The following is a 20,210-nucleotide window of genomic DNA, read 5'->3' on the forward strand; positions in this document are numbered from 1 at the left end:
CAGTGCGGGGGAAGCGTCATCCGCTGCCCGCGGCCGCCTAGCTCACGAGTCCGCGGTGACGGCCTCACGGACGGTGTCGGCCAGCAAGCGCGTGCAGCCGGGAGCACCGGGGTTCAGCAGCAGGTCCGTGCCCTCGCGGGCAGCCAGCAGCGGGAGCAGGTCCTCGGCCGACGCGGGCAGCCAGCCGGCGGCCCGGACCCGGGCGCGGTGGGCCGGCGCGGTCGTCACGAGCAGGCACGGCACGTTGTCGGGCGACGGGGCGATGAGGGGTTCCTGGTCGACGTCCAGCGCGACCGAGAACGCCGACTCGCGCAACACCGCGGCGACTTGGTCGAAGTCCGCCTCCTCACGCGCGGCCAGGCGCAGCGCGGCATCCAGCGGGTCGGTCGGCGAGCCGGGGCCCGACGGTTCGTAGGCGGGATTCGCCTCGAACCGGCCGACGGAACCATCCGCGCGGGCCAGCCAGCCGCCGACCACGGCCGTCAACGGCGGGGCGGTCACCTCGGCGCCGTCCTCGAGCGAGGCGGAACCCGAGGTCTGGTCCGGCGCGGAAGCCGAGCCCCCGGCCGGTTCCGGACCAGAGGAAGAGGCCGCCTGCCATACCGGGTCGACGAGCAGTACCCATTGGTCATCGGTCATCGCCGGCGCCCCCTCCGGTCAGTTTCGCGAGTTGGGCCGCCTGCTGAGCCGACGCGACCCTCTCCTGTTCTTGGTAGCGTCGCACGGCTGCGGCGATGCGCCACCGGTAGAGCCACGCGAGGTTCGTGACGCGGAAACGCCGCATCAGCCACAACGTCTCGCGAGTCCGCTCCACGCGCTGTTCAAGCGTGCCCTTCTCGCCGACCTCGTCGCCACGCCAGCCGTTCAGCGCGCCTCGCACCGCCTCGCGCACCACGTCCGGCGAGAGCGAGCCCGGCGCCAGCTTGCGGATGGCCGTGGCGAGGTCGCGGGCGTAGCTCTCGGCGTCGGGGCGGCCGAGGATGCCACGGAAGTGCCCGCGCAGCAACGAACGTCCACCGGGCGCGGACAGTGCGGCATCGAGAGCGCCGTGCCGTTCGAGGATCTCGACGGCGTCGGCGGCCTGACCGACGTCGGCGCCATCAGCGACCTCGGTGGCCAGGTCCAGCAGCGCGCCGACGGCGGCCGGGTTGTCCTTGCCGAGCAGCGTGTCGGTCACGCCGTGTAGTTGCAGCAGCGTGAACTCCTCCTCCAGGCCCACGGCCATCGCGGTCTCGGCAGGCGACAGCGTGGCCGGGGAAGGCGTGAGCGGCAACGAGATCGTGGCCACGGCCGCATCACCAGGCGCGACGGTCACCAGCTCGGCGGCAGCGGGCGGCAGCACTCCGCCAGGCATCAGCGCAGCGAGGTCGGCCTGGATTCGGGCGACGAGTCGGTCCCGCACCTCCGTCGGGCCGGTCACGGTGACGTGCGGCGCGGGCAGGCCGTCCGCCAGACGCTCCACAGTGGCCTCGGCGATCCAGCGCGCGACGGACGACTCGGCGTGCTCGTCAGTCAGCGGGGTCGGCGCGGGGGGTTGCTCGTCGCGGTCTCGCGGGCCGGGTTCGGCGTGGAGGCGGGCTGGGCGGTACACCGCGCCGTTCTGCCAGATTGCCTTGCCGGTGGCAGTAAAACGCGAGCGCGCGGACTCGGGCAGCTCCACCCCTGACCAGCGGCCCGTGTCCGGGTCCAGGCGGCGGTCGATGATGTACTGCGTGTCCCGGGTGACGGTCTCCGACATCGTCACCAGCTCCAGCGCCGCGGTCCAGATCAGGTCGGGACGCTCGTGGCGGGCCACGTCGGCGGACGCCGCGGTCAGGTCCAGCGCCGGGTGGCCGAGTTTGAGCGGACGGCGCAGTTTGCCGAGGACCCCGCTCAACAGCTTGAGCGTCGCGGCGCGGTCCTCGAGCCGCACCGGAGCCGTCGGCGGCTGCGGTTGGTACCACCAGTCCAGTTCCGCGGCGCGCACCAGCTCCGTCAGCACCCGCTTGTCCTCGGCGGTCGCCGGGCGGTCGCCGGACACCAGGTACGAAACGCCGGGGAGCTGGTCCATCGCGTCAACGAGGCCGGGATCGGGGGAATCAATGCCGAGATGCTGGGGCAGGTCGAAGCCGTTGGTACGCAGCTGCTCGGTGAAGTCGCGCATGAGAGCCGTGCCTTCGCCGCTGACCCGTGGGAGCGCATCGAACGCCGTCACCACGAAGGGCTGTTCGCCGGGCGTTGTCCCGGTGTAGTGCACGCCGATGGTGCGGCCCTCTTGCTGCCACGGGCGGGCCACTGCGTCGGCAGGCTCGCTGAGGCCGTGGTACACCGAAAGCCTCGGCACACCCAGCTCGACCTCAACCGTCGTCCCGTGTTCCGGCCGGAACGACACCGAGTCACGCTCGCCCGCGCGGATCTTCACCGGCACGCGCGCAAGCAAATCATTGCGGGACTCGCCGAATTCCCGGCCCAGGTGCCCGGCCAGCTCCCGAGCGACCTCCGTGGCCCGCGCGCGGGCGTCGGGACCGGCGCCGGTCACGTGGATCGTGGTGAGCGGCTCGCCCCGGTCGTCGGCCTCGATCAGAGCGCGAGCCAGACGGCCGGCGGCGGTTTCCAGCGGAGTCTCCACATCAGACACCAGCACAGCACCCGGTGAGCGCATCGTCGCGACGCGCTGGACCTCGCCGAGGTTGCGGTGCACGCGGCTCGGGTCGACGTTCAGCAGGGCGCGCGCAGCGGGCGGCAACTGTACATCGTGGACAGTTCCGGTGTAGCTGCGCTGATCGGTGACCGTGCGCACGAGCGACGCCAGCGATGGGTCCGCGGCCAGGTAGGAAAGCGCCGCGTGCCAGACCAAATCGGGTTCCGGATGACGGTTCACAGTGGACTCGACGGCCGTCAGGTGCAGGTCACCGTCGCGGTTGTACAGTCCCCGCACCAACGTCTGCACCACGCGCTGAGTCAGCTCCAGCGTCTCCGCGCGCTCCGGCGACGGCGGCGCCGACGAGCCCGCGAGCGGCGGCTTGAGCCAGCTGGCGTCGCTGTTCATCCGGATCTCGGACATGCCCGGCAGCTGCTGCGCGGACGCCAGTCCGATCCGCCGCGCGGTCATCGAGAGCGCCTCCGGACCGGTGCGGTGCATGATCGAATTCCGGTGCACCCGGCCGAGCGGGGTGGCGAAGAACTCCTGCCCGAGCGAGTTGACCGTCGACGGCATCAGGTTCTTCTGCGTCTTGCCGTAGTTCTCGCGCTGCTGGTCGAGATAGGCCCGGGCGAACGGATGCCCCTTCGACATGGTGAACGCCGAGTTCGCGATCTTGGTCCCAACGCGGTGCGTGGCGTACCCCTCGTCCGACTGCGCGGCCAGGATCACGTCATTGAGGTTGTGCACCACGTTGTCGCCGTCGGTGTACAAGCCGCCGAAACGGTGCAGCAGCTCCATGCGCAGGATGTCGCTGGCCGCGGCGTAACCCGGGCCGGCCTGCTTGAGCGCCTCGGAGTTGTAGAACTCCTGCAGCAGCATGGGGTTCTCGCTGGTGAACACCTCGTCGACGTTGGCCAGCCGGATCCCGTGCTCCTGCGCCCAGCCCACGAAGTCGCGCACGTCGGCCAGCGGATCCGGACCGTCCGCGGGCGGTTCGGTGGTGAAGGCCAGATCGGTCTGCCACCGCGGGACGTCCGTCCACAGCACCGGCACGATGCTCTCGTTCAGCCGATCGGCCGCACCGCCGAAGTTCTGCCGGAACGTGTGCATAGTGCCCGCGTCGCGCAGCGGGCCGCCGAGCCAGATCGCGTGCATCAGCAACGGCGTCGCGGTGACCTTCCCGAGCGGCTCGACGTCGCCGGGCGCCCACGCGGCCAGCTTTTCGTCCGGGCGCTCGGTCTCGATCGTCCATTCGCGATTGTCGTCCAGGTTCGCCGGGTCGGTGTGCTCGGACGCGAGCTGGTAGCCCTTGGCCAGGTCGAGCAGGTTCAGCAGCTCGATGCCCTGGCCCGCGGTGATTCCACGATAGTCGTGGCCACGCAGGAACTCCGGCGGTTCGGGCGCGCGGTACAGGCCGAACAGGTCCGGGCCCAGCAGCGGCGCGTGCTCGGGCGCCGGGCCGCGGCCCGCGGCGGCCACGTGCAGATCCGCGACCAGCTCGTTCGCCGAGTACGAGTCCTGCGTGAGCACGGAACCCGGGTGCGCAGGCTCGACAAGGGTCTCGGCGTACTCGCGGGCGTCGGGGTGCTCGTACCGGGCCACCTGATCCTCGTCACCGGGGCGGCCGCCGAACGTCCGGAAGTGCCCGCCGTCGGTCACCGCGGTGAACCCGCCGATCGAGCCCACGGCCTTGCCGAGCGTCGAGGTGTCACGGCCGAACAGCGCGGGCTTGGTGGGCGCGTGCACGGTCACCGGTCCGTCGAGTTCACTCAACGCGCGCTGGAAGTCGTGGGCGACACCGCCGGGACCGTCAGTCTGACCGGTGCTGCACGCGATGAGCGTGACCGACGACTTGGGCCCAGCCTGCCCGAAAGGCGCGGAATTCGCCACGATCCGCGCGAACGCGGCACCGTCCACTCGCACCGTCCGGCCGCCGAGCAACGTCAGCTTCACTGACTGCGGACGGCCGTGGGCGAACACGAAGAAGTTGTCCTCGGAACGCTTGCCCCACGGCGCCGCCGACTGCTCGGCCCACTCACCGAAGCGGCGGCCGTTGAGGTCCGGCGTGGTCCCGTTGTCGCGCGCGTCCTTCAGCGCCGGGTCGAACCGGTCCGGCGTCACGCCCTCGTCCAGAGTGCTGACGGTGCCGGAGTTGTCCGCGACCCAGTCGTGCTCGACGCCGGAAGTCTGCCCCGAAGCGGGCAGGAACGAGACCGCGACTACCTTCCCCGAACGGTCGGTGACCTGGTGCAGCTCGATCTCGGAGACGTCGAAGTCGTACGGGCGGCCGGAATCGCCGTCCCAGCCGGAGATCGTGGCGGGCCCGGTGTCACGGGCCTCGACAGTGCCGTCGCGGTGTGGGCCGTCGCGGTGTGGGCCGTCGCGATGTGGGCCGTCGCGGTGCGGCTCGGTCGACGGCCCCGCGGCGGCATTCGGCACGGGCTTGCGCGGAATCACATGAGCCGACGACGACGGCACCGGCTTCCGCGGAATCACGTGCGCAGTCGACGATGGCACCGGCTTGCGCCGAATCACCTGCGGCTGCACGTTACCCGTCCGAGCCGCATTCGGGTCCAAAGTAGACACAGCTCCCGGCCACCGATGCGAATCAAGCCGCCGATCGACCTCCTGCTTGGCGTCCCACCACTTCTGCCGCGCCTCGTCGGCCTTCTCCCGAGCCTGCCGAACGTCCTCGAGCGAGCCATCGCGCCGGGCCGTCTGATCGGAGTTGTCGTTGCGATACTCGTCAAGCACCCCAGCCAGCCGCGCGGCCCGATCCTGCGCCGCCTGCCGTTGCTGGACCAGCGCGGGCTGCCCAGCGCGGATGTCCTGGATCCGCCGTTCGGCCTGGGTGACCTGGTCCAGCAGCGCCTGCCGCTCGGGCGAGCCCTCGTCGGTCGCCGCGGCCAAGGACAGCGCCTGCTCGGCGATGTCCTGCTGCCGGGCGATCTCGGTGTTGCCCTCGCGCAGGGTCCGGCCCGCGTCCCGGGCGTCGTTCTCGGCGTCGGTGAGGGCCTGGCGCACGTCGCGCGCGGGATCGGCGGTGACGTTGACCTGCAGGTCGCCGGCGCCCTTGGTCAACGTCTTCACGCTGTCGCGCTGGTCGAGCCACCGGTCGTCGGCCTCGCGCTGGGCCGTCTCGACGGCCTCCTCCGCGGTGCGCCAGTCGGTGGCCGCGTCCTTCACCGCGTCCTGAGCCTTGGTCAGCGAGTCCGGCAACGCGCCGCCCAGCAGCTTTTCGAGGTCCGTGTCCGACATCCGCACCAGCGCCGAGGCCGGCACCCGCACCTCGACCGCGCCGGTCCGGCCGTTGCCGAGGTCGGCGACCACGCGGTACTCGACGTCGAACCCGACCAGCCCGGTGCGCCCCTTCGGCTTGCCGATCACGGATCGCTGGCCGCCGGAGGTGCCGGCCGTCGGGTCGGAGATGCCGACCGGGGAACGGCCGTCGACACCGCCCCACGAATGCGCGTTCCGGTCCGGGTCGGTGAGGCCGCCGTTGCCGAGGTTGTACTGGTTCTCGCCGCTGACCGTCTGCTTGGCCTCGCCGGTGAACGTGCTGGTCGCCTGGTCCGAGCGCTCCAGCTTCACCGAATCGCTCAGCCCGGTGAGGTCCGGGTTGACCAGCCGCGCGTACACCTTCACGCTGCCGTGGCCGTTCTTGAAGATCGCGGACTCGTGCAGGTCCGGCGCCTCCAGCGGCCGTTCGACCATGCCGGGCAGGTTGGCCTGCAGCATCTCGTTGGTCACCGACGAGACGAGGGTGTTGTTCGCGCCGGTGCCCGGGCCGGTCAGCCCGTCGCCCGCGCCCGCGAGCCGCAGCGCGCGAACGGCGCCGGCGCGGACGGCCCCCGCCCCACGCAGGCCCTCGGTGAGCGCCGAATGCGGCAACGGGCCCGTGCCCTGCTGCTGCCACGCGGTGAGCCGTTCCGCGGTGGTGTCGGCGGGGGTCAGCTCGGTGGTCCGCGGGGCGTACGCGGTCCGCGCGGGCTGATTCTGGGCGCTGATCTTCTGGTCGTCGGCCGAAGAACGCACGGTCAGCTGGGTGTCCTGGTGAGCGATCGGGTACGTCCGACCGCCCCGCTGCACCACCAGCTCGAACCGCACCTGGTGCCGGTGCCGCACGGCCGGACCGCTGGCCGACGCGGTGTGCGCCGTGGCCGTGGTGTCCGTGGAGACCGTCTGGTCGCTTTTGGACTTCGTCCCGGAAATCCCGGCGTACGCGCCGTCGTAACCGCTGGTCTTCGACGGCGTGCTCTGGAACAGGCCGCGCCCGGCGCCGCGGAACTGGCCGCCGTACGACGAACCGTGCCCGGAGTTTTCCTTGGCGGTGCTGCCCGAGTTGACGACGTGGTCGACCTCGCCGCCGTCGTGGACCACGTCGAGGAACTCGCTGCTGGTCACCGTGCCCTTGAGCAGCACCTGGTAGCTGTCGGTGGACAAGATCCCCGCGTCGTGCAGGACCAGCGGGACGCCGCCGTCGAGCGAACTATCCACAAGGGACGTCACGCTCTCCGGTGAGGCGAGGTCGAGCATCCGCTGGAGGTTGTTCATCGAGTCGTCGAGCACCGACTTCGGCAGCAGCTTGTCGCCGGTCCGGCCCAGCTGCGTGCGGGCGTCGCGCACGAGCTGCGAGAGGTCCGGCGCGTTCTCGACCACCGCCGCGCCGAGCGAGCTGGACTGCGCGCCGACCAGCGCCGGGCTGGTCAACTCGCCGGGCGGGGCCGTGCGCGGCTCCAGCGCCGGCAGCAGGCCCTGCTCACGGGCCTGGTCCTCGGTCATCCGCACGAACACCGCGCCGGGCAGCTTGACGTCGGCGCCGGAGCGCGAGGTCGAGCCGTTGACCAGGCTCTCCTGGCGACTCTCGGCGACCAGCCGCACGTCGGCGTCGTACTGCACCAGCACTGTGCGGCTCTTCGACGGCGCGCGGTTGACGTGGTCGACGCTCGCGCTCAGCTCCTTCGAGCTGCCCGAAGTGCGGACCCACGGGCTCCACTTGAGCGAGCCGTAGATCTGGCCCTGGCCGTGGGTGTCACTGCCGTCCGGCCGGATCGTGAGGCCCAGCTGCGCGTTTGCCTCGACTGCCTGCTTGCGCGAGCTCTCGTACCCCGCCTTGCCACCGCCCGCGTACGTGGTGTCGCTGCCGCCCGCGTCGGACGTGACGACCAGCTTCGGATTGCTCAGCGACATGCCCATGCCGAGCCCGCCGACGCGGTCGGCAACCCGGCGCTCGTAGCGGAATCCGCCGGACTGCGCGCCCTGGCTGAGGAACCGCGGCAGTCCATTTCGGAACGTCTCGGGCGAGAACATGCGGTCCACGCGCTTGCGGGCCTCGCCGCCGGGCAGCCCGAGCACCGCGTCGCCGCCGGCCGCGTGTTGCAGCCGGCGCAGCGCTTCGTCGCGCAACGCCTCAGTGTTGGCGAAGGCCTCCACGTGCAGGAACTTCGGCGGGTTCGGCTGCCGCGAGCCGGCCAGGTCGTCGATGCTCGGGGTCTCGGACGGGCTGAGCGCGACGGTGCCCGACTTACCGGGCGCGAACTCGGCCGGGTCCTTCTTCAGCGCCGAGCCGTCGTTGACCCACAGGTCGACCTTGCCAGAGATCTTCGGCAGCGAAACCCCGCCGCCATCACCGGTCTTGGCCACTGTGGACACTGTTGGCGTGACGCGGAACGGCGAGCCCGGGGTCAGCCGTTTCACCCACGGCCGGTTGCGGGTGTAGCTGGTGATCTCGACCTCGAACTCGACGTCGTGGCTGAACACCTGCGCGTCCGGGCTGCCGCCCGCGGACCGGGTGGTGGTGACGGTCGGGCCGCCGGTGTTCTTCCAGGTGCGGGAGTCGGAGTACTGCACCGGGGTGACGGTCGGGCTGATGCCGAGCGAGGTGATCGCGGTGGCGCCCGGGATGATCATCCGGCCTTCGAGGCCCGCGGACCAGCCCTTTTCCGTGGTAGTGCTGCTGTTCAGCGACGGGCTGCTGGCGACCGAGCCCTTCACCGAGCGGCCGGAGGCCTGGCCGAGGTGCTCGCCCGGCCCGACCTTGGCCTTCACCGTGACGTTGATGTACTCGTCGGTGAACAGCCCGCGCCGCTTGAGCTGCACCGAGACGCCGGGGCCGAGCAGACTGTCCATCTTGGACTTCAGTGCGGCCGGGGAGAAGGCCGAGGTGAGCCTGCGCAGGTTCGCGAGCCGCTCCGCGACGTCGCGCGTGGAGCCCTTCGCGTCGCTCTGGAACTTGTCCCACCGCGGCAGGAACTTGGCGAACCCGGGCCGGTCGCGCAGCGCGTTTTCGATCTGCGGCTGGACCTTCGCGGCGGAGCTGAACGAGCCGGCGCGCGCCTGCCCCGCCGCGACGGCCGAGGCGAGGTACGGCGGTTCGTGGCGCTTGCCGACGTCGGTGAGCTTGTCCCGCGTGCCGTCCGGCACCGGCAGGCCCTGCGCCTTCGCCTCGGGCAGTCCCATTCGGACATACGCGGTGACTTCGACGGTCGCCTTGTCACCACTGGCGGTGGTGACCTCGACGTCGACCTTGACCTTGTACAGCCCGACGTCGCCCTTCGCGTTCATTGAGGACTTCGTCGTGACGCTGGTCCCGCTCGTCGAGGTCTGCGTCACCTTTGCCGACGCGCTGCCGCTCACGCCGCCAACCCCGCCGACGGCACCGGGAATGTAGGCGCCGCCGCCGAAGATGGCGTTCACGTCCACACCGGACTTCGAGTTCGCCGCGGTGCTGCCGCCGTTCACCGAGGAGTCGTTGAACCGCAGCTCGGAATCACCCGGCACCACGCCGACCAGCTCGACGTCCTTCGGCCGCGCCTGCAACTGGACGGCGTCGCGGTGGCTGCCGTGCGGGCTCAGCAGGTCGTTCGACACCACCGGACTGCCCTGCAACGCCGTGCCCAGCACCCCGCGGATGCCGCCGCCGCTGACGAAGTCCTGCAACGCGGACCGGCCGGGCGCGCCGAACTTCGTCACCGACGGGTGCAGCAACGCGCTGACCTGGTTGAACAGGCCCTGCTCGTCGAGCAGCACGGCCTCGGGGGTGAGGAACTCGATCTGCTCGTGCCAGTCGGCCTTCGGCGGGGTCGGCGGGCCCTGCGTCACGTGCGGCTTCAGGTTGGCCAGGTCCTGGGACAGCAGCAACGAGACCTGACCGTCCACTGTAGAACCGGTCATGCCGCCGTTCTGATCGGACACGGTGATCGTGTACTTGACCGGCACGTCGGCGCGGTCGACGTCGCCGGCCGAGCGGATCACCCGCTGCTCGGTGCCGGTGACGGTGGACGTGTGCTCCGCGGACGGCAGCGCGAGCTGTGCGGTGGCCCCGACCGAGGCGTACGGCCCCGCCGGGAAGAGCCCGAAGTAGGACGAGCCGACCGTGCCCGTGGTCGAGTCGGTCTGAGGCTGCGCGTGGGTGGTCTGGTTCTGGTCGTTGACGTCGGCGATCGTGGGGTGCGGCTGCTTCGTGACCTGGTCGGCGCCGACCACGGCGAGGTCCGGCTCCGCCTTGACGTGCACCTCGTACCACTTCTCGCCCACCCGCACCATGGACTTGCGGCCCGGGCCGAGGAACGACTCGAAGCCGGGTCCGTTGAGCGTGCCGGTGATGGCGTCGATCCCGACCGGCTTCGGCGGATTGGTGCGGGCCGGGTCCAGGTTCCGGATCAGCCGTTCGATGGTGGTGCCGACGTCCTTGGTGCCCTGCACGTCGACCGGGACGAGCGCGCCGAGTGCCTGGCCGTCCTTCGCGTACTCGGGCAGGCGGTCACGCAACGCGCGGTCGTCCGGCGGGTCCTGCTGGTGGTCTTCAGCGTGGTTGTCGTCGGCGACGAGGACGGTGTCGGCCGGCTTCTTCCAGTCGTTGACGAGCTGGTCGAAGAACGCCGCGCGCTGGGGAGCCTCGGCGCGTAGCTTGTCCGGGTCGAGGAAGTAGTACTTGGCCGTCTCGGCCATGTCCTCGTTGAGGTTCGTCGCGCCGTACCTGGTGATCGGCCGTTCACCGGCGAACGACGGGAAGCCGTCCCGGTCCCAGTAGCCGGTGTGCTCGTTGAAATCGCCCTGCCGGTCCTTCAACGCCTGGTAAATGCGCTCGACGCGTTTGCCGATCAGCTCGTTGTCCTGCCGCGTGAACAGATCGGGGTTCTGCTGCTCCAGCTGCGCGACGAACTCGGCCCGCCGCGGCGCGCGCTTTTCCAGCCCGCTCGGGAACAGCAGGTGCGACTTGAGCGCGGCCTGGAAATCGGCCTGGCCGCTGCGGATGTTCGGGATGCCCGGCGGCTCGGCGCCGGGCGGGTGATTCCGGGAGCCGTCCTCGTTCCACGAGCCGACGTGCTTGCCGTAGTCGTCGAGCGCGTACTTGAGCAGACCGTGGGACAGCTCGTGGGTGACCACACCCTCGAGCGCCCGCTGCCCACCGCCGAACTCCTTGCTGAGCATGGACATCGCGTACAGGTTCACCGTCTGGTGCGACGGGATGTACTCGCCGCCCATGGCGTACGCGATTTCGCCGCGTTCCAGCCCGAAGTTGACCGCGCCGATGTGGCGCACTTCCTGGTCGACGCCGGCACGGCTGGAATTCGCGCGTTGCTCGCCGATGATCGGCGCGTAGTGCACCAGGGCGTCGTTGATCCCGCCCTTTTCGTCCTCGGTGAAGTCGCGCTTGCGCACGCGCGCGATCGCGGCCGGCTTCCCGTTGGGGTTGCTTTCCTTGACCGCCTGCACACCGCGGTCCGAGTTCAGGCCGACGCCGGTCTTGGGGTCGGTGCCCTCGTCGTCGTTCACATAAACGACGCGCTCCTGCTCCTCCTTCGCCACGTCCTTGTCGAAGCGATCACGCAGGTCGCGGTACTTCTGCTCGTACGACTGCTTGGTGCCCTTGCCCTTCTTGTCGTCGAGGTACTCGAACCGGTGGCCGTCGTCGGTCGTGACCAGTTTGCCGTCCGGGCCGGTCTTCAGGCCGGAAAGCGCCGACTTGCCGAACGAGCGGACGTCACCGTGCTGCTCGTGCACGAAATGGCTGTCGGAGAAGTACGAGGAGAAGTCCGCCTGGTAATACTGGTGGAATTCGTTGAACAGATTGCGGACGTCGACCGCGGTCGGAGCGCCGCCGCGGGGGCTGCCGACCTGGTGGGCGAGGCCCTTGATGAACGCGTGCACCCCGTCGACGTCCAGGCCCTTGCCCGGACGGAAGTAGAAGCCGAACGGGTCGGCGTCCACCATGGCGCGGGCGATGCGGAAGTCGCGGCTGTTGTCCCACAGGCCTTCGTGCCGGTTCATCTGGTCGACCGCGCCGCGGTGCTCCGGCTCCCGGTCGTGCTGCCCCTGCCCGTCGCCGAACTGGTTCTTGGAGTTCACCTTCTCCATGTCGTGGAACAGGATCGCCTTGGCGAGCGCGTCCCGGGACACGAAGCGCCCGTTGTCGTTCTGGCCCTGGGTGAGGCGCAGGTACTGGTTGAGGACCATCTGCGCGTGCTCGCCGAAGGTGTTCGGGCCGGCCGTGTCGCCGGCGCGGTACCGCGGGTTCTTCGGGTCGGCCTTGACGACCTCGTCGAACTTCCGGCGCAGCGAATCGTGCCGATCCGGGTTGTCGCGGTCGGCCTCGCGCACCAGGTGGTCGAGGATGGTCTTGGCGGACCGCTCGTCCGGCCGGGCCAGCTGGTCGCCGATGGTGGTGCCGAGTGAACGGCCGATCTGCTGGTGCCGCTCGAACACCCCGGCCGGGTGCTGGCGCGTGTGGCCCTGGACCGCGCCGGCGCCCCAGTGGCCGTACTCGTTCTCGAACGTCTTCGACTCGACCTGGGTGCGGGACGGGTCGAGCTGGTTCTCCCGGGTGTTGAAGTCGGCCTTCGCCCGGCGCTCGTCCGTCGCGATGGCCGCGCCGATCTCGGCCTGGGTGGCGTAGTCGGGCACCTTGTCCATGAACGCGTCGGCCTGCTCGCGCGTGACCGGCGTGAAGGTGATCCGGTCGACCGTGCCGGGGTCGTTGATCACCTGCGCGGCCGCGTCGCCGAGGCGGGTGCGCTCGTTCTCCACGGCGAACTTGAGCACGGGGTCCTCGTTCAGGCTCCCGCGCAACCGGTCCGCGCCGCCCTTCAGCGCGTTCCTGAAGGTGTCCTTGAGCTGGTCCGGAGTGGCGTCGACGAGGTTCTGCTTCGCCACGTCCGACACCGCTTCGGGCACCACGTGGTCGGAAAGGCGCTGCTTGACGGTGTCGCGGTCGAGGCCGAGGCCGGTGTTGTGGACCAGCGTCTCGATGTTGCCGTCGGCCTTGAGGTGCTTGGAAACCGCGCCGCCGATGACGTCGACCCGCGGCCCGGTGAAGTAGCCCCGCTTCGACCCGGTGGTCTTCTGGAAGCCCTTCTCGACCTCGGGGCTGAACTTGCCGTCCTTGAGGGCGAACTGGCTCTTCACCGCGTCCTGGACGATCGTGTCGAGCCCGGCGCGGAAGTCCTGCGTGCCGTGCGTGGCGCCGATGGTGGTGACCGCGTTGTCCACCATCTGCTCGGCCGCCCGCTTCGCCACCTCGTCCACAAAGGACGGGTCGCTCATGACGTCCCGAAGGCCCTCGATCGTGTCGATCCGGGCGGTGGGCGGGACGAAGCCGTTCGGTCCCTTGGCCCGTTCGCGCACGAGGTTGGTGACCGCGGTGGTCAGCGCGTTGTTGAGGTTCTTCGCCTCGATCAGCACGTGGTCGCGGACGGCCGGACCGTCGAGCGGCACGGTGTGCGGGCCGGCGTCGACGGCCGAGCTCAGCGCGTGGCCGATGCCGTCGGTGAGCTGCCCGACGACCTGTCCGGACGGGCCGTGGGTGTTCAGGAAGACGTTCAGGTCCTGCTGGCGCTGCTCCGGGGAGCTGCTGCTGACGCCCTGGGCCGAGTCGGCGGGCGGGGTGAAAAACGCCTCCGGCGAGCCCTTCCACGTGTGGTAGTGGTCGCCGAGGGTCTTCGCGAGCGCGCTGAGCTTGGCGGGATCATTGCTGAAGTACTTGCGGTCCTGGCCGTTTTCCTTGCTCCAGTCGAACCACGGGTCGTTCTCGCGGCCGAGCCCGGCCGAGTCGAAGTCGGGGCTCAGGCCGAGGCGGACGTACAGGTCCGAGATGTCCTCGCGGCGTCCGGCCAGCTCGGGGAGCTTGATGTCCTTGCCGCTCGGGGCGTACGTGACGAGGGAGCCCTTGAGCGCGTTGTCCCGCATCTGCTCGAAGTGTTTGCCCCGCAGGCCGAACTGGTTGGCGTCGCCGGCCTGGTCGACGTTCATCGCCAGCGAGTTGTCCTTGGACAGCGCCTCGACCGTGGCCTCGCGGCTGACCTGGTTGAACGTCTTGAGCGGCACCAGGAACGAGCGCAGCACCGGCTGCATGTCGCTGCTGCGGTTGACGTCGTGCTCGTACTTGGCGGCCCATTGGATCGCGCGCATCGGCCTGCCGCCGCCGACCCAGAATGTCTGCGCGGTCCCGCCAGCGAAGACGTCGACGGTGCCATCGGGGCCCTGGTGCACGTCCTTGAAGTCCGACTGGCGTTCGGCCGGGTCGAGTACGGCGGTGTACATCCGGACGTAGTGCTCCCCCCGCACGGTCTCGACCTCGAACTCGCCGCGGTGCACCACTTTGCGGTCGGTGTCGAGGACGGTGGGGCCGGGGTAGCTGACGCCGGGGCGTCCGATGTGGACGTTTTCCTTGGTGCCGAGGTAGGTCTCTTTGTTGTCTACCGTGGATTTGACAATGTGGACTGGGCGGCCGGTTTCGGGGCCGTGGCTGGTCCAGCCGCCGCCGGGGTCCAGGACGTGTACGCGTACGCCGGCGTCGTGGGCGATCCGGTCGAGGTCGGTGTGGTGGCTGCTTTCCAGCTGGGAGGTGATGCGGGCGCGTTCGCGGGGGGTGTTGTCGGGCAGGCTTTGGGCGATGGCCTGGCGGAAGTTGTCGTGGCGGGTGTCGCCGCCGGCGATGACGGCGTCGAGGCCGTGGACACCGAGCATGGTGTGCTGGTCGGGGTTGAAGGCGTCGCGTCGGACTACGGTGCCGGGGTTTGCGTTTACGGTGTGGGCGCCGTTCACGGTGACGGTGGTGGGAGCTTCGGTGGGGTAGTGCAGGTTGGGATTGGGTGTTTGGTGGCCCGGGTTCTGGTTCTGGCTTTCGTGCTGGTGTTGGTCCTGGTTCTGGTTTTCGTGGTGGTGCTGGCTTGGGTTGCCGTGCTGGTTTTGGCCGTCGTTGGTGCTGTGGTCGGTGTTCGGGCCGTGGTCCGGGCGGGGCGTGGTCGCGGCCGGGTCACCGAAGTGGTGGTCACGAATGTTGGTGGTGTTCGAGACGTTCTCGAGCTGGCTGAGGTTCTGCGGCGTCAGCGAGGAGTCCGTCCATGCGTCCGGCCCCATCACCCCGGGGCTGTCCTGCCGGTTGAACAGCAGCCGACTGTCGCGATAGCCCTCGCCAAGCCCGAGGAAGTGCATGACTTCGTGAGTGAGGCCGGTGCTGGCGTCGTGGACGTCCCAGTTGAGCTGGTTCGTGGCCGGGGTGTTCTCGTCCACAGTGGAATCGTGGATGTTGACCGGCACGCCGCGGGAGGAGTCGGCTTCCCAGCTGTCGTCATTGGGGTGAATATCGTCGGTGGCGTTGGCATCCACCCGGACGTGCAGCTGGTCACCGCCGGGCAGCCGGTAATTCTGGTTGACCGTCGCGTCAAGGTGACTCTGCAAGTCGGCGGCCAGCTGATTACGCGCCTCGATCGACACCGAGCCCGAATGCGAGGTCAGGTCCAACGGAACGGTGAACTCCCGCACCCAGTTCCCCGGCGACTCCTCGAAACGCCGCACGTCGTACCGCATCTGCGTGATCGCCCCACCGAGCTGACCACCCTGTAGCCCGTCGCGATTACCCGCGAACTGCTGCGAAATCGACTTCGCCGGATCGAACCGCTCCGAGGTGAACCGGGTGACCGGGGCGGAATCACGCTGGTGCGACCAGTCCTTCTCGCCGGGAAGATCCTTTGTGGACTGCCCTGCCTGGGGCTTGGGCTCCGCACCCGGGTTCGCGGACGTCGAAGGCTTCGGCGGCGCGGACGACGTCTGGTTCTGCTCCGGTCCCTGGCTCCGCTCGTGACCTTGTCCCTGGTTCTGGCCCTGATCCTGCCCCTCGTTCGGCGCCGCGTTGGTGTTCGGCGTTGTGTTGGTGTTGCCAGTGTTGCGGGTGCCGATGCTCTCCTTGAGTGCGTCGTAGGCGCTGCCGTCCGGGTTGGGGTCGTGCTGGCGGTGCGGCCGGCTGTTGTCGAAGTCGGTGCGTGAGTCGGTCTTGGCCTGGAAGTTGTAGGAGCCGTATTCGGCGAGGTCGTCGAAGCGCTGGCCCTTGACCAGGTCGCTGAATGCCTTGCCGTTGGGGCCGAGGGGGCCGTCGGAGTCCAGTGAGACCATGTGGAAGCGGTCGCGGAACTGGTCGCGCTGGGCGGCGCGGTCGGGGTGGAGCATGCGCTCGTAGGCCCAGCCTAGGGTGGACTGGGCGTCGCCGGTGATGGCCGCGATCGTGCGGTTCAGGCGGTCGGTCTCGAGTTGCTGGTGCATGGCCAGCGCGTGGACCTCGAGCTTCGGCCCGGGCAGCCGATCGAGCCGCTGCTGCAGGTAATGCTGCGCGGCGAGCAGCGATTTGGCGCTCTCGGTGTAGTCGATGACCACGATGTTCTTGGTGCGCGGCAACCCGTTCAGGAATTCGGCGAAGTGCTCGCCGAGCATGTCCTGCTGCTCCTTGGTGAGCCCAGGATCGCCCTCGAACGCGGTGTTGAGCACCGAGTCGTCGGTCGAAGGGCCCGGCCGGAACTTCGACAGCGGCACCGAAACGGCGTCATGCCCGTTCGACTGCAACGCCGCCAGCACCGGCGCCGGACTACGCCCGAGCCCGACGTAACTGAACCGGTCCGGCGGATACTTGCCGGTGACCCAGTCCGCGAAGTCGTGCACCGCCCCGGTCCACGCCTGGTGATGCTCGATCTCGCGCGCGCCCGCCTCGGTGGCGACGTCTTTGAGGAAGCTCCCGATGTCGTTGACGTCGTACGTCCGCACGGGGGCGCCGTCGCGTTTCGGGTAGATGAACTCGTGGACGTTCTCGGTCCGGAACGGCTTCAGCGCGTCGGTCTGCCCCTGATCAACCTGCCACTTCGCCGCAATCAGCGGCGTCAACCCAACGGTCGACCCGTCATCCTGCTTGAGGAAAGCCCGGTCGGACGGAGCGTAGTCCCGCCGCGGTGGGGCAGCGTCGCTCTGCGGACCGCTGGTGTCCCAATAGGACTTGAACCGCGAGTAGTCCTGCATCTCTTTGCGGCTGGAGGGGTCGATCTTGCCGTAGGACTCGATCCGCTGGGCCGTCGTGCGCTGGTCGGGATTCAGGTTCGGCTCGGTGTTGGGGTGTGTGTTGGGCTCGGTGTTCGTGTTCTGGCTTGTACTCGGCGTCGCGGTCGTCTCAGTGTTCGGGTTCGGCGCAGGGTCTGTCCCCCGCGGCCGGGGCGCGCTGGCCGGCGTGTGGAGATTCTTCGCGACGGGTGCGTCGGTGGCGGTCTTGATGCCAGTGTTCTGATCGTTGCCGGTCTTGACGCTGGGCTTGCTGTCGCTCTTCGGGTCGGTTTTCGAGGCAGTCCGGGTGTCCGGCTTGCTGTCGGTGTTGACCGCGGGCTTGTTGTCGCTCTTCGGGTCAGTCTTGACGGCCGGGTTCGGAGCAGGCGACGTCTTCGGATCGGAACTCGGGTTCGGGCCGGCCTTGACGTGCGGGTTCTGATCGGTGTTCGGGTTCGGGGCGGCCTTGACGTCCGGGTTCTGATTGGTGCTGATGTTGGAGTTCGGCTTGTGGTCCGTCTGAGAGCTGTTGTCCTGATGTGGCGCGGGCTTGGTGTGACTGTCCGAGTTCGGCGCGGGGCTGGGGTCGTGCGAAGTCGTGGAGGTTGTCGGCTTCGGGTTGGCCGACGGTGTCACTTCGGTCTTGGTATCGACGTTGGTGTTCGTGTTGGGGTTGGTCTCGACCTTGCTGCCGACGCTGGTGTCGACTTTGCCACCGGTGTCGCTGCTGGTGTTCGTGTTGGGGTGGCTCTCCGCCTTGCTGCCGGTGGACGAGGCCTGCTTCGGTGCGGTGTCGACCTTCGGATCGGGGCTGGTCGAGGTCTGTGGGGTAGGTGTCGGGTCGTGCCGGAGTGAACTTGGCACGTCGACGCTGCTGTTGTGTTCTCCGGCGGTCCCCGTCGATGTCACGTCAGGCCCGGACGTCGGCTTGACCCCACCGATGCTGCCCGCCACAGCCGTCGGCACTGACTTGTTCCCGGATGGGGTCGTGCCGGTGGTGGGCTCGGTCTTGGGGCCGTTGGTGCCGGAGTTCTGGGTGGTGGTGTTGGGATTCGGGTTCGTGCCGGAGTTGGTGCTGGTGCTGGTACCGGTATTGGTGTTGCCGGGACTGGTGGTCGTGGCGTTGCCGGGCCCGGTAGTGGTCTCCGTGTTGGTGTTGCCGGTGTTGGTGGTTCCCGGGTGCGTGCCGGAATTGATCGAGCCGGTGTTGGTGGTGCCGGAGTTCTGGGTGGTGTTCGGTGTGGGCCCACTGTGAGTGGTCGTGCCCGGAGTGGGGCCGACGTTGGCGTTTGTGTTCGGAGTGGGGCCTGTGTGCGTGGCCGTGCTCGGCGCGGGGCCTGTGTTGACAGCCGTGCTGGGCGCCGGGCCGGGGTGGGTCAGCGCGCTCGGGGAGGTGCTCGGTCCCGTCGGCTGATTGGTGATGGGGGAATCGGTGTGCGGACGGCCGGCGAAACCGGGCAGGCCGCCGTCACTGTGGTTCTGCCCGCCGGGGGTGGGCGAGGCGTTTCCGATCCCCGTCGAGGGAGAGGGAGCCGGAGTTGAATGCGTGCCAACCGACGGCGGTGGTGTGGCAGTGCTGTTGCCAACGTTCGCGGGAGGCGGAGTCGACGTGGAGATGCCGCTGTTCTCCGGCGGCGGAGTCGACGTCGAAATGCCGCTGTTCGCCGGCGGTGGGGTCGACGTCGACGAGCCCGTATTCGAGGGCGGATGCGTTGATGTGGGTGTACCGGCGTTCGCCGGGGGCGGGGTAGAAGAGCTGCCACCAGTAGACGCGGGCGGTGGGGTCGACGTGGTGCCACCGGTGTTCGCGGGGGGTGGGGTGGAAGTGGGGGTGCCCGCGTTTGAGGGGGGCTGGACGGTGCTGCCCGTGTTGACGGAACCCGCGGTCGGGCTGCCTGGCGTCGCTGGTGGGGGGACAGGGGTGCCTGTCGTGACGCTTCCGGAGTTGCCTGGAGTTGTTGACGGTGGAGGGGTGGTGTTTGGGGTACCGGTGCCGTTGGTGCTGGAATTGGCTGGGCCGGGGGTTGCGGAGCTGGTGTTCTGGGGGCCTGAACTGTTTCCGGGACTGGTGGTTCCGGAGCTAGTACCGCCGGAGTTTGTACTGCCGGAGGTCGTGCCGTCGGAGTTGGCGCCGCCAGAGGTCGTGCTGGAGTTGGTTCCGCCAGAGTTGGCGCCACCGGTGTTAGTGCCGCCAGTGTTGGTGCCCCCAGTGTTGACGCCACCTGAGTTGGTGGCACCGGAGTTAGTGCCGCCAGTGTTGGTGCCCCCAGTGTTGACGCCACCTGAGTTGGTGGCACCGGAGTTAGCGCCGTTGGAGTTGGTGGCGCCGTTGTTAGCACCGCTGGAGTTGGGGGTACCGGCGTTAGCGCCGCCGTTGGAGTTGTTGGTGCCGGTGTTGGAACTTCCGTTGTTCGCGCCGCCGTTGTTCGTGGTGTTGTTGTTGGTGCCGCTGGTGTTTGGGGTGTTCGCGCCGGTGGGGGTGCTGGTCTGGTGGTTGCTGCCGCTCGGCGGCGGGGAGCCGACGTTGCCCGGGGAGTTGCCAAGAGAGTTGCCCGAGGAATTACCCGACGAGTTGCCCGAAGAGCCGTTGCCGGGAGAGCCCGCGCCAGAGGAGCCGTTGCTCGAGGAGCCCCCGCCAGTGGTGGACGGACCGTTGCCCGAGGTGCCCCCGCCAGCGCTGGAAGGACCGCCGCCCGACGAGCCCGGGCCAGGGGAACCCGCGCCGCCCGGAGTTGGGCCAGAATTCCCGGAAGGACCACCAGTGTCTGTTGTAGACGGTCCATGGTCCCCGCCCGTGGGTGGGGGTGGGGCTTTGATGTCGCCGACGTTGCCTTTGTTGAAGCCCGTGTCACCGACGTCGTTGGGGCCGCCGCCTTTGCCGCCGGTGTCGCCGCCGCCGTTTATCTTGTCGGCCAGGGATTCGCCGGCGTGGTGGGCTCCGTGGGTGGCCGCGCCGCTCAGGCCGCCGTTCAACGCTGACCAGCCCAGGCTGTCCAGGCCGCCGCCGAAGGCGACCGCGCCCAGGCCGCCGACCACTACCTCCGTGGCGGCTTCGATGCCGGACTCGCCGAAGACGTTTTTCGAGAAGTTCGTGCCAAACTTGTTGTCGAACTTTCCGAGGCCTTTTCCGGCACCGTGGGCGAAAGCGCCGCCCGCGCCGCCGAGGATTGCGGACTGCTTGATGGAATTCCAGTCGAAACCGTTGCGGTTGCCCTGCGCCATCTGAATTCCCTGCGCGAGCATGTCCTCCGCGACCTCTTCGACCGCCTCCTGCGCCGCCTCGTGC

4 protein-coding genes are annotated in these 20,210 nt (G+C 69.3%); 2 read left to right on the plus strand and 2 right to left on the minus strand.

The window, feature by feature from the left end; translation table 11 throughout:
- Positions 1–42: 42 nt before the first annotated feature.
- Entirely contained in the window at positions 43–639 is a 597-nt protein-coding gene (locus tag OG371_RS13425) for a type VII secretion system-associated protein (protein WP_329069049.1), read from the minus strand.
- Positions 629–17,560 (minus strand): TcdA/TcdB catalytic glycosyltransferase domain-containing protein, encoded by a 16,932-nt coding sequence (locus tag OG371_RS13430; RefSeq protein ID WP_329069051.1) that lies wholly within the window; start codon positions 17,558–17,560, stop codon positions 629–631. The genes OG371_RS13425 and OG371_RS13430 overlap by 11 nt, the downstream gene beginning before the upstream one ends.
- 7 nt (positions 17,561–17,567) lie before the next feature.
- Between OG371_RS13430 and OG371_RS13435 the strand changes: the two genes are divergently transcribed.
- Together OG371_RS13435 and OG371_RS13440 are read left to right on the plus strand one after the other, a co-directional pair.
- Complete coding sequence (locus tag OG371_RS13435) at positions 17,568–18,179, plus strand: hypothetical protein (RefSeq protein WP_329069053.1); 612 nt, start codon at positions 17,568–17,570, stop codon at positions 18,177–18,179.
- 291 nt (positions 18,180–18,470) lie between these two features.
- A complete protein-coding gene (locus OG371_RS13440; protein ID WP_329069055.1) occupies positions 18,471–20,150 on the plus strand; it encodes a hypothetical protein in 1,680 nt (559 codons plus the stop codon).
- Positions 20,151–20,210 lie beyond the last annotated feature (60 nt).

The sequence above is a fragment of the Amycolatopsis sp. NBC_01480 genome, from assembly GCF_036227205.1.
Taxonomy (GTDB): Bacteria; Actinomycetota; Actinomycetes; order Mycobacteriales; family Pseudonocardiaceae; genus Amycolatopsis.